We start from the raw sequence: 12,806 nt of genomic DNA on the forward strand, positions 1-12,806 counted from the left end.
CAGCTCCCTCTAAACCGCATACATTATTTACTTCTTTGTATAAAAAGCTTCAATTGGAGTATTCATTTAAATTTGGCGCATTTCTGATTAAGTATAGTTAAAAGACTACACCGCTTATAGTGAGCGTTGTCATTTCTTTTGTCATATGACAAAATGGATATTTTTACATAAAACGCCTTCATTTAAAAACTGGCGAACCATGGTTATAGAGACCACAATCCGCCTGCTTTCTTGGGAATTTAATTATTATCAATAAAAGAAATGATTTGCACGAGATTACCTGCGACTTGGTAAGTTAACCCCAGCATGTAAGTTCCTTTCTCCTCGTTTGATAGGTCAATAGTGAACACATCCGGATTAGCAGCCCATTCCTTCATATCAAACACAATTTCTTTAGATGTTCTAGTGTTTCTTACTCCAGCCGAATTAGGGATCACTTTGCTGCCATCGAGCCCTTTCACCAGATTGGCCACTTCAACTACAGGTCCCTTAAATTCTCCTACCTCTACCATTTGTGGGTCGGCCAATAAGCTCGTTAGTTTAGTTAATCCTTGTAATGGGGAGAAATCTGTAATTTCATTTCCAGTAATATCAAGTGTCTCTAGGTTCTTCGCGTACTGCAAACCTTCCAAGGATCCGGCTCTTCTGGTTTCGCTAGTTAACGTTGTAAGGTTATACATATCACCTAATGTTAATTCTCCAGTTACGCCCAATGTAGTCTTGATCGAAGCACTTAAATACGGGTCCGCCACAGTAATTACTTGCGTAAGATCTATTTGGACCAAACCTTCGGTTGCTTGTTGCAACGCTGCTACAGCTTCGTCTACTTCACTTTGCGTAACAGAAGAGTTAGCCAACACTGTCTCTGCTATCGAGAGGCTGGACGTAAATGCCGCGATGCTCTCAGGTGTGAAGCCTTCTAGAGAAATTGCTTTAGCCGCTGCAATCGCCTGTTCGAGATCTCTAGTGAATAAGTGATCTCCATTCGCGAAATGTAGTTTGGCTCCACCCCATGCAGCATGGTCAGATCCGTTGCCATTTCCCCCGTCTGTGACGACTAATTTCAGTTCTTTTGCTTCATTAATATCCAATTCGATGAATTTCTGCGGATCTCTCGAACCCATGACCCCACTATCGAATTTCTTCTCTCCATCGACAAACACCTCAAAGCTCACCGAACCAACAGAACCGTACATTTGTCTATCTACACCTACATAGGAAGTGAAATAGTCCGCGTTTTTGTCGCTTAGATTGTATACAATCGTCGAATTAGAGTGCGCTCCAATTCCTCTTTCATAGGACACTACCTGATTGTTCTCATCTGTTAATCTCAGCGTATTTGCACTAATAGATTTATCCTTCAAAGGTGCAGTATAGCTGTTCTGAGTAGAATTCCAGTCGTAATCCGTCAGGTACGTAAAGTCCGTCATGTCTACTACGGCTATAGTTCTAATCTTCGTGGTCGTATTTCCATCACTATCTGTTACTGTGTAAGTGATTGGATACTTTCCGGCCCGGTTGAATTTAACTTGCTCTTGGCCTGTGACCTTCACTTGAGCCGTCAAGTCACCGTCTTCCGAATCCATTGCCGAATAGCTTTCACTGATATCAATCGCTTGGCCCACTTTGGTTGAGACAGATTTAGGTATGGTAAGCTCTGGTGTATTGTTCAAGATCATAAACTTCGCATCAGCAAAATCACCGTGATCTGAAGCATTTCCGTTACCTGCATTATCTAACACCAGCTTCAATTCACTTACATCCTTAACAGGTATCCGCGCAAGCTTGGCTTCTGTACCAAATTTCATCAGTCCGCTGTTATAAACCTCTGCCCCATCGGCAAAAATTTTGAAAATTACACTGGAGTTGCTTTGCTCAGGGATATTTCTATCAACCCCTACATACGTTTCAAAATATTCATAGTTTGCACCTGCCAGATTATACACGATTTCAGAGCTGGCATGGGTTCCTAAGCCCTTAGCGAACTCTTTGACCTCGCCATTTACCAGCAGCTTAATCGGATTGTTAGAGCTAGCCTTATCTTTTCGAACCACATTATAATCCGTTTTTGCCGATTGCCAATCTATATCACTCAGGTATTTACTAGCGCTGTATACAACAATCTTTCTGGCCTGCACAGCGGAGTTCCCATCTGAGTCTGTAACTGAAAACTCGACGTTGTAAGTCCCTGTTTTGCTTGATGTGAATCCATTTGAATGCACTTCAACGGCTCCAATTAAGTTACCATCTTCCGTATCAAAAGCTGTTACATCGCTCAACACATCAAATTCGCTGTTCAGCTTAACGAAGGTTGTCTCTTCCGGTACTGTAATGGTAGGTTTGCTTGAATTATTCGAGAACTTCGCATCCGCCCATACCGTATGGTCTGAAGCATTGCCATCCTTAGCATCTGTTGTAACCAGCTTCACCTCTCTTGCGCCAGTCACAGGGATTTTCACAAATTGATGTTCTGTTCCTGCCCGGAAAACATCACTCTCAAATTTCTGTTCTCCATCCACATACACTGCAAAAGTAGCCGAGGAAGGTTTCCCTTTCATGGCTTGATCAATCCCAATGTAGCTTTCAAAGAAGTCGTAACCCTTACCTTCAATATCGTAAACTACCTCAGAGTTGGCATGAACACCAATCCCTTTCGCGTACGTCGCAGCCAACCCTTGGCGAACAAGGGTTATGATTCCCCCGGAAACGGCTTTATCTTTCTTTAATTCACCCCAGCCTACAACGACTGACTTGGCATTGAGATCGGAAATATAGGCGTAGTCGCTCGTTACCGTAACCTGTGTGGTTTTCGTTTCCGTAACCCCTTCGCTTTTCACTTCATATACAATTTCGTAGTTGCCTTTTTGCGTTACATCAACGTTATTGGCTTTCAGAGAGACATCTGCAGTAATATCGTTTCCTAGATAGTTAGCCGCTTTTACATAGCTCATCGGATCAAAGGTTTGATTAAGCTTTAAAGTGAGCTGATCTTCAACAGACAAGGCTGGCTTAAAGGCTTTAACCTGTACGGGCTTCAGTGGGTTCAGCTTTTTATCATAACCGACGATCTTGTACGTATAGTTGATACTCGCATCTACATTCTGATCCACAAATTGCTCAGTTCCTGTAAAACCAACTAACACATCATTTCTATACACTTCATATCCTAAAAAGTCTTGCTTAAGCTCTTTATCTATACTGAAACTTAACGTGTTCGTTCTAGCCGTGGTGTTAGGTGTGATATTAACCTTAATGGCCAGATTTTTATCCGCTATTCCAGTTCCCTCATAATTAATCACCGAGTTATTTAAATACCATAACTTTTGCGGTGCCGGATACTTGGCTACTTTCGCTTTTGTCTCAGGATTCACAGTGAAGCCATGTCTGGCAAAATAGCTGCTTAAATCTAATCCCAGTACTTCGGAGGAGAACTCCACCAAATACTGCTGCTTAGAATTGTCACCGTTGGTAAGGATGACCTTCCGCTCCCGATATAGCTTGGTCAGCTCTGTCCAGTATCCCGGATGTGCCAGCTCCAGCTGCCAATAGGCTCCGAGTTGTGCAAATAAGCCCTGCTGATTCATAACCACTTTGTTTTCTTCGAGGACATATTTATAGATATCTGATTCATACGGTATACGATTATCTATCGAATTCGCCGCGACAGACATAAACATAGACACCATATTATTAGTTACTTCGCCATATTCCCGTTCACCCATAGCCAAGCGATGCCCGATTTCGTGATTCAGTCCCCAGCCCGGATAAGCTTTGTTAAAATCACCTACCATGGTTCCTACTGTTCCAAGTTGGATCCCTGTATGATCTCCCGCTGCATACATCGCACCATAAGGCTGCATCAAGCGAATATTCTCACGAATTAGCTTGGCATCATGAATCTCGCTACTGCCATCCAGGCCATAGAAGGCAAAAATACTCTTCATCCAGGTGTCATACCCAGTTACGGTGTCCAGCGGGTTATTTCCTTGCGTAATATATTTGTTGTACGCCTCCGTCGCCGTTCCTGTGAAAATAACATGATCGCTGGCCAGTTCTACCACATCTATGAGTTTACGATCTTGAACATTTGGATGAGCCGCTTTATCTTCGTCTAGTCTTTGTTTGTATGTGATTAAGAAGGTTTTGAATTGTTCTGGATCCGTGGTCTTGGTCATAAAAGGAATCTTTTCTAAACCTTCGAAGCGGATCAATGGCGCTTTCCCTTGTTCCTCTGCTGTATAGGGATTTACGATATAAACGGTGCCGCCCTTAGTCACTTCATGTGCATAATAACTATTCATAGCAAATTCAGGAACGGTTATAATGTTCTTACCTGGACGCAATTGCACACCTCTAGCCCAAACATTCCAAGCGGCCTCTTGTTGAGAAAAGACTAAAGAAGGTAGCTTATCGTTAGAAGCTGCATCCACATAAACGTTGATCGTATCTCCAGGCATTGCAACGAGACCTGTAGGCTGGTTGTTCGTACCAAAACCAATTCTCAGGTTTTCCTGCGCATGCTTTTTCATATCTCCACGTTGTTCCGCCTCAATGATGGTGCCTTCGGTTTGAACTTCACCATTCACTAGCCTCTTAGCTAAATCCAAAGAATCTTTCAGGATTGGATAGAGCGGATGTACTTTTGCCGCTTCTTCTAATTCGTTGATTGCTTCGACGCTATTATAAGCAGGCACAACCGCACTCATCGTTCCATCTGTGAAAATACCATTTACAGCTTCGCTTACTTTATCTTCTGTATAAAATCTAAATTCAGCCGCAAAAGGTCTGTTGATATTAGCTTTTGTGAACTTAAATTTTAATCTTTTAAACTTCGTCGGTTCGAATTTAAATTCCAGAAAGTCATTGGTACTAATCGCGGTTCCGCTAGATACAAGTTGGAAGGTCTCTCCTTTACTCGTCTCTGATGCATAGATTTCAAAAGCCTCTGGGAATCCTTTGCGGTTATCTCTAGCCAAAAAAGCCACTCTGTCCAGCACTTCCGCTTGCGCTAGTTCAAACACGACTTCATTCGTGAAGCTTGCATCATTGTTTTTGTTCGTTTCCCAATGCGTAGTGGGCTGGTCATCCAGCATATATTCAGGCTTCGTACCTGGGTAGCTTCCACCGTTCACCGTTACTTTTGATACGTTTGCATTCGGCATTCTATAAGCTTGGCTATAGGCATTTTCATAGGCTGTTCCATACCCTTTTAGCTTCGAAACCTTGGCTGCCGTTGCCTCTACCTGATGGTTCTTCAAAAGGATCTTTGCATTCTCTATCTCTTCTTTAAACTGCGCATACAGTGGATGTGCCTGCACTTCATTCTCTAAAGCTGTTAATTTCTCTGTCGTATTAAAGGCAGCACTAACTTGGCTCAAGGTATCATCTGTAAATAATTTTTTCATTTTAGCAGAGACACTATCCTCTTTATAAAAAGAAAACTCAGCCGCACTCGCCCAATCTTGGTTCGCTTTTTTGAAGACAAATTTAAGTCTCTTAAAAGCCGTAGGTGCGAACTGAATCTCCACTACATCACCGGTTGAGCCTGTATATTCTCCAGAAGACACGAGCGTAAAATCACCCGCATCGGTAGTGGAGCCGTAGATATCAAATTCTTGAGCAAAACCTTTACCTTTCGCACCGGATTGCCTAGCCGCGTATACCATTCTATTTAATTCAGTGGACTCATTGAAAACAAACACAACCTCATTCGTAAACGTTGAACTATTCGGTTTGCCAGTCTCCCAATGCGTGCTCATATCCCCATCCATAGCCTTAGCTATAGGCGAGCCTGAGTAGTTGCCACCGTTATTTGTGATGGATTTAATATTTGCTGGATTCATTCTAAAAACCTCATTATAGGCATTTAGAGCATCCTTGCCGTACAGCTCAAACGGAATAACCGAGGCGTTGCTTAATAAGTTAACCTTACTTTGCGCCACTGTTTTTGTTACATTTACCTTGCTTGCCTCACTTGCTAAAGCATAACCTGCCTCACTCGAAAAACTGGCCAACATGGCCGCCGATGTAGCGATCGCAATCATTTTCTTCATCTCTTCTTACCCCCAGATGTCATATGAATCTCTCCAGTGCCCAAAAATGGGCACAAAAAAAACTACCCCAAAAGAGTAGCTTGATTGCGTATAAAGTCGCCTAAAAATTAAGACTTAATTTTTATTAAACCTTAACAAGCATAAACGCCTTCGGCGTCCTTATAAGGACGGTAAGCGTTTAAGCGAGAAATATAAGATATTAAGTATAGGTGTATAACTTATACTTTCTTATATTTTAACAAAAAGCGTTACGCACTCTTTGGCAGCTGGCTGACAATAGTTATGATAACCTTAGTCCCTATAGCTTTGCGTCCCTACATTTCCATAGGTTTGCCTATGAAGTTTCGAATACATTCAAAGAGTAACATAAGCCTAGATCTGATCGCATGATTAATTGGTATGAAATGAGTATAGGTAATTGCAATTAGTTTTTCTTATGTGATAGATATTATTTATCGACTATCCCGGAAGAGAAGGACATCCTTTAGGACTGTAGGTCTACTTAACTCCCCGATCCAAACAAACGCCGGAACCAATTCCACACATCGCCCGTGACGGGAATTAATCCGAAACCATGTTCGCCAACTGCGATTACACCATATGCCCATTGTCCGATAGCTATGGCACCCCCAGCGATCCTGCCTATCGCTATCGCACCAAATGCCGTATCCCCTATGGCGATGGCCCCCAACGCTTTTTCCGCGATTGCGATCGCTCCTACAGCCACGCCTGCAATCGCAATCGCTCCCACTGCGAAGCCAAGCCAGCTAAGTGCTATTGCTCCGATCGCTAACCACATTCCCAGTGATATTGCTCCTAAGGATAATACGCCCACGCTTATCGCACCTATGGAAATCAATCCGACAGCTACATCTCCAATAGCGATTAATCCAACGGCTGTCTTCACACGGGGTTTACCTCCACGACCATACGCCTGACCTGAGTATCGCCCTAGATTACTGCGAATACTGATGACCGGAAATGAGGGAGAAGGCCATTGATAATCAATCTCTCGTCCATCAAAGCCCCTAGAATCTGCCCAGCGCGTTACAAATTGATGCCATTTCATATCCATCCCGTCCCCCTTTTCAATTACCTAAATTATACAACCCCGGGGGTTGGTTGTACTCAGACTCTGACCTGAAATTCATCTCATCCTCTGGACGGATATATACTCATTAGGATTACTGTTTGGGAATAGGATCAGGCTTTCCAAATAAATAGCCCTGAAACAACTGATAACCACTCTGCTTAAGCCATTCAAAGTCCTCTCTAAACTCCACACCTTCTGCTAAAGGAACGGATTGGATTTCTAAAGCTTTTTCTAAAAATTGCTTTGCTATTTTCTGTTTGTTCAGATCGCTGGACACACCCTGAACATATTTCATATCCAGCTTCATGTAATGGGGTTTAAGCTCCAATAACATCTCGATCGTGCTGAAGCCCTCACCAACATCATCTAAAGCGTATTCAAATCCCCGATCCTTGTAATATGTCAAAATAGCTTTCAAATGAGCGAGATCATCCACTTTCTCCGTCTCAACAACTTCAAAGACAAAAAGAGAAGGATCGACGCCTAATTGATTGGCCAGTTCAACGGTTGATCTTAAGCAGAACTCTGGAGCGTAGATCGACGTTGGGATAAAATTAATAAACGTTTTTTTATTTAAGGGTGCAGCATATTTTACAGCCGTCATTCTACATAACCGGTCTAAAGCATATAAACGCCCACGATTCCGTGCCGCCGCAAAAATCTCATTAGGATAGATAAGAGATCCGTCTTCTTTTTTAAATCTGGATAGGAGCTCGTATGCAAAAATCTCTTCCCTTACGTTCACAATCGGTTGGAAGTAGCAAGTAACAAGACCCTTAGTGATAACCTCATCAATCCACTCCATATCAAGTACAGTGGGTAATTCGGATAGAGGTCTCCATGTTTGGTCATCTATACGGAATTCAAGCTGCTCCGACTCCATATGGTCATTACAGAAATCCAGAAAATCCCGCACCCCAGCCTCCTTAATTGTAATCACATTTTCTTCCACCTTATGTATCGTATTACTTCTACTCAAGTGATGAATAACCTCAGGTAAAACCCTAAGATTAAGCTCACCATGAGCCTTGATTTGAAAATTCAGCTCTCTTACTACACAATGATTACAAGCCACATTCATAACCCCTTTAATAATCGATTCTCTGAAAAAGATCCCGGAACGGCTCTTCTCAATCGAAATCCGTATACTCCAGTAAATACGCCGGGTCTAACACGGTGATCTGCTGATGTTGAATCTCAATAATCTTTTGCTCTTGCAGATCTTTAAGCACAAGGGTAGCCGTCTCCCTTAACGTTCCGATCATATCACGCGCTCTCGCATCATGAAATTTCATTTCATATAATAACCGATTCGATAAAAATAAACGGTCCATTTGCAGCAGCATCAATTGCTCCTTAATCAACGGGTAATCGGCAAGCATCTGCTTAAAAGGCTCATGTTTAATCTCAAATAATACAGTATCATTCATAGCCACCGCAGACAGCACTCTTATATTGGAGGGATGGATCACTTCCAGATCGCCATAATCCCCGAATAGATAATGTAGGCATGATCCACATTCCATAGTTTTGTATGCCAACATACTGATAATAAATCATCATCCTGTTATATTCTATCGTAACGTTGTCACATAGGCTTGATGCCAATACGATTTACAAAGGAGATCCATTCATGAAATTCCGAATTCCCTTTTACAGCTTGAACGATTAGAGAAACTGGATCTCAGATGGAATCACAGCTTGAAGGGAACAGACATTTTAGAGCAATTAGAGCAAAGAGGATGTATCGTTTATAAATAACAAAAAAAGCCTCCAATTAAAGAAGCTTTTCACTCAAATCCATAATATGCGTAACGCGATTTCTCCCCTGTTCTTTAGAAACGTAAAGCGCTTGATCAGCTTTTTCCAGAAGAGTGATGTCTGTATCGGTTGCTTCAAAGGTAGCTATGCCAATGCTTACCGTAATGCTGCCAATCTCCCAAGTGGAGCTGGCTATGAATTGCCGCAAATTGTCCGCTATTGCCGTGGCATCCGCTGAATCTGTATTAGGCAGCAAAAGGATAAACTCCTCACCACCATACCTAGCTACGATATCTTCTTTACGAGATTGGGACTTCAGGACACTCGCCAATTTCTCCAGGACATAATCACCCATCTGATGACCGTAGCTATCATTCACATTTTTAAAGTGATCAATATCTAGAATACATAATGAAAAAGGCGCCTGATCACGTTGATACGCTGCAATCTGTTCTTCCAGCTTTTCTTGCAGGAACCTTCTATTCTTTAATCCAGTAAGCTTGTCTGTAGTAGATAGCTCTACTAAAACGGCATTCATCTCCAGTAATTCAGCTTGCTTTTGCTCGATTTCCAGGTGGATTTGTTTGAGCTTTGCCAGCGCCTGATCTTTTTCCCAATACGCCTCTTCTATTTGCTTCTTCGCAGATCGTAACTCTAGCTCATAATCAATACGTTTGCCCATCTGTACGAGAATACAATCAATGACCTCTACACCTTCACACTCAAGGCGTCTGCCATTTAACAAGTAAGGCACGGCTTGCCCCTTGCTGTCCTTCAAATTGATAAATAGCTCTTCTACATGTCCATTCAGATTGATAAAAGGATAGAAGTATGAATGAAAAATAAGCTTGTTGGCCGTAGACATGATAGATTCAAAATGTTTATTCACCAAATCAACCTGTTGATATCCCATCCCATCCAAAAAGGTTTGATTCACATCGAGGATCATTCCTTCATGGGTAATGGAAACATATCCGCATGGCGCATATTTTAACCGGTCATCCATTGTCTAAATATCCTTTCAACACCATAATCTTCTCCATCTCACCCAAGATACTCATTAATCAAAGTAATGGTCTCCTGCGGATGGCTAATATGTGGATAATGGCCCTTGGCCTCCATTAACCGGAACGTACTATTATTCATGTGTCTATGTAAATATTCTCCTACTTCTATAGGAACGATACTATCATCCGAGCATTGCAATATGAGTGTAGGCACTGTCGCTTTAGGCAGATCTTCTCGATGATCCGAAAAAAATGTAACTTCCGCAAATTCTCTAGCGATAATAGGGTCGGCCGAAATAAAGCTTCGTTCCAGCTGTTTAGTCAACATTGGGTCAGGATTATTCATCGCAAGTGGAGCCATAAAGCTAGCCCAGCCCGCGAAATTCATCTCCATCATATCCAGAAGCTCAGTAATATCACTTTTTTCGAAGCCCCCGAAATAAGCATCTCCCTCATTTAAATAACGTGGGGAAGGTCCGATCATAATCATTTTATTAAAATAATCCGGCCGCTCGATTGAAGCAAGCAAACCGATCATAGAGCTAATAGAATGGCCTATAAAAATAAGATCCTTGAGTTCAAATGTTTCGATAACATCTAGTACATCCTGTACATAACCATGGAGAGTATGATATTTATCCGATGTATATGCGCTTAAATCTGAATGGCCTGAGCCTACATAATCAAATAGAACGATTCGATACTTTTTCTCAAATGATGGCGTGATAAACTGCCACATGCTTTGATCACACCCAAATCCATGCGCAAAAAGGATAGTTTTTTCTCCTGCTCCAATGACTTTTACATGATTCCGCACCATAACATCGTTCATTTCATATAACTCCTCTATAGTTAGCATTCTCTCTATTTTGCAGGGTTCCCCTGGAAATATCAAGCGTAGAAAAAACTCCGCTAGATTAATCTCTAGCGGAGTTTTATGTAGCCTCCCGTTTGGGTCATCATTTGGCAAAATGGTAGCGTGCTGGGGTACCTCTGCGTTTAATCCGATCACATTTTGTCCGAAAAAATTGGTTAGCGGACCGAGCAGACCTTAAATGCGCCATTATTCCACATTTGAATTGCTATCGGACTCCACTGCAGCTATTGGCGCGAAAGCACAAAATATGGGCCGATTTATATGAAATAGCGTCTCTGGAGTCCGAATTCCTTCTCAAAAGGCTGAAAATTTGCGAATAACATCATCTGGGTCCGTAAGACTCCGTGGATAAACTGTTGAGGCAGAGGTAGACAACCAACATTTAGAATGCAGAAGTCCAACCCGCATCAGCAGCGATGATAGCTCCGTTTACAAAACTGGAATCATCCGAAGCCAGGAATAACGCAACTTGTGCGATTTCTTCAGGTGTACCTACACGAGGGATCACAGCCTGTGTTAATTGCGTACGGCTCACGCCGAATTCATTTATATTTTTCATTGAAGCACTGATGTTTGTGGCAGTAGCTCCTGGTGCGATAGCATTACAACGAATCCCTTTGTTGGCATACATAAAAGCTGTGTTTTTCGTCAAGCCTACTACAGCATGTTTAGAGGCAGTATAAGTTGCTCCCGCATGGGCACCACTTACCCCACCTGTAGAAGCGGTATTAACGATAACCCCTTTTCCTTTTTCCAGAAAAATAGGCAGTGCTTTACGAGTGGACCGCATTACACTTTTGGTATTGATATCAAAGATAAGATCCCATCGTTCATCTGTAATATCACCAACTGGCTCAAAGCCATCCATAATCCCTGCGTTATTCACTAAAATATCTAGCGTGCCATATTCTTTTACAGCGGTATCAATCATGCTATCAATATCTCCAACCAGGGCAACATTTACTTTCAGTGCCTTAGCTACTCCACCGTTACTATTGATGCCTGCGGCTACTTGTTCAGCACCTTCTAGGTTCAGATCGGCTACAATCACTTTTGCCCCTTCTTTAGCGTACAACTCTGCGATAGATTTCCCCATACCCGATGCCGCCCCAGTAACCACTGCAACTCTGTCTCGAAGTTTCATGTTGGAAGTCTCCTTTACGTTTATCTATAATGTAAATATCAATATATAAAATCTCTTTAACGCTTAAAATTTATACTACTCAAGTTTAATCCTCTAAAATTTAACTATCAATATACAAATGAGACACCAAATGTTCATAAATATATATAACGTGGGATTCTGTTCAAATAGGATTAGAAAATAGACAGTTAGGTGGTCTTCTGTTGCTTAAAAATAATCGGAGAACTAGCAAATCGCGTAAAGAGCTTAAAAACGCATTGATATTACTCATGGAAAAAAAGAATTTCCGCACCATTACGATAACCGATATCGTTACCCTTGCCGATTTAAACCGCGGAACCTTCTATAAACATTATCAAACCAAAGAAGAACTTCTAAATGAGCTAATTGATGATGTGTTGGAGGATTTAATTAAGGCTTATAAAGAACCCTATCTTCATACCGATAAATTTATAGTTAGTGAGCTGACCACCTCGAGCATCAAGATTTTTGAACATGTGGTCTCTTACTCTAATTTTTATACCATCATTATAAATTCCAATGTTCTGCCAGGGTTCCAAAATAGGATTTGCGACCTCTTAAAGGAGCTCACCAAGCGGGACTTAGTCGCAGTTAATAACACTAATACCAATGTAAATATAGAATTGTTTTCCAGTTATACCGCCTATGCTCTATTTGGATTAATCATAGAGTGGGTAAAAGGCGGATTTAAATATACAGCTAACCATATGGCAGAGCAGCTGATTGAAATTCTGTCTTTTAATTCACATAATGTGATCATCAACACTTCAAATCAACCGATTAAACAGAATTCCATCCCTGTTAACGGCGACTAATTTATCTCAAACTAAAAAAAGCCACTCCAAAATGC

8 protein-coding genes and 1 riboswitch are annotated in these 12,806 nt (G+C 41.7%); of the genes, 1 reads left to right on the forward strand and 7 read right to left on the reverse strand.

The genetic code is table 11. From position 1 onward, the window contains the following. Positions 1-239: 239 nt before the first annotated feature. The 7 genes from MHI25_RS30090 to MHI25_RS30120 all read right to left on the reverse strand — a co-directional run bounded on the left by MHI25_RS30090 (position 240) and on the right by MHI25_RS30120 (position 11,935). Positions 240-6,053 carry an NPCBM/NEW2 domain-containing protein gene (locus tag MHI25_RS30090; protein ID WP_340394741.1) on the reverse strand — a complete coding sequence of 1,938 codons (5,814 nt, stop codon included), beginning with the start codon at positions 6,051-6,053 and terminating at the stop codon, positions 240-242. A gap of 258 nt (positions 6,054-6,311) precedes the next feature. Continuing rightward, positions 6,312-6,398, reverse strand: a riboswitch (cyclic di-GMP riboswitch). A gap of 157 nt (positions 6,399-6,555) precedes the next feature. Further along, on the reverse strand, positions 6,556-7,122 hold the full coding sequence (locus MHI25_RS30095) for a hypothetical protein (protein WP_076276340.1): 567 nt from the start codon (positions 7,120-7,122) through the stop codon (positions 6,556-6,558). 115 nt (positions 7,123-7,237) lie between these two features. Beyond that, entirely contained in the window at positions 7,238-8,086 is an 849-nt protein-coding gene (locus MHI25_RS30100; RefSeq protein ID WP_340394742.1) for an EAL domain-containing protein, read from the reverse strand. Between the two features lie 190 nt (positions 8,087-8,276). Further along, entirely contained in the window at positions 8,277-8,672 is a 396-nt protein-coding gene (locus MHI25_RS30105) for a helix-turn-helix domain-containing protein (protein ID WP_340394743.1), read from the reverse strand. 251 nt (positions 8,673-8,923) lie between these two features. Then, positions 8,924-9,913: a sensor domain-containing diguanylate cyclase gene (locus MHI25_RS30110; RefSeq protein WP_076282187.1), complete on the reverse strand. Its 990-nt coding sequence runs from the start codon at positions 9,911-9,913 to the stop codon at positions 8,924-8,926. A 38-nt stretch (positions 9,914-9,951) separates the two neighbouring features. Then, complete coding sequence (locus MHI25_RS30115; RefSeq protein ID WP_076181841.1) at positions 9,952-10,746, reverse strand: alpha/beta hydrolase; 795 nt, start codon at positions 10,744-10,746, stop codon at positions 9,952-9,954. 427 nt (positions 10,747-11,173) lie between these two features. Next, a complete protein-coding gene (locus MHI25_RS30120) occupies positions 11,174-11,935 on the reverse strand; it encodes an SDR family oxidoreductase (RefSeq protein ID WP_076278246.1) in 762 nt (253 codons plus the stop codon). 203 nt (positions 11,936-12,138) lie between these two features. On the opposite strand from MHI25_RS30120, the gene MHI25_RS30125 reads away from it, so the two are divergent. Beyond that, a complete protein-coding gene (locus tag MHI25_RS30125; protein ID WP_254847725.1) occupies positions 12,139-12,771 on the forward strand; it encodes a TetR/AcrR family transcriptional regulator in 633 nt (210 codons plus the stop codon). Positions 12,772-12,806 lie beyond the last annotated feature (35 nt).

Origin of the sequence: Paenibacillus sp. FSL E2-0177 (assembly GCF_037992975.1) — a bacterium.
GTDB classification, from domain to species: domain Bacteria; phylum Bacillota; class Bacilli; order Paenibacillales; family Paenibacillaceae; genus Paenibacillus_AQ; species Paenibacillus_AQ odorifer.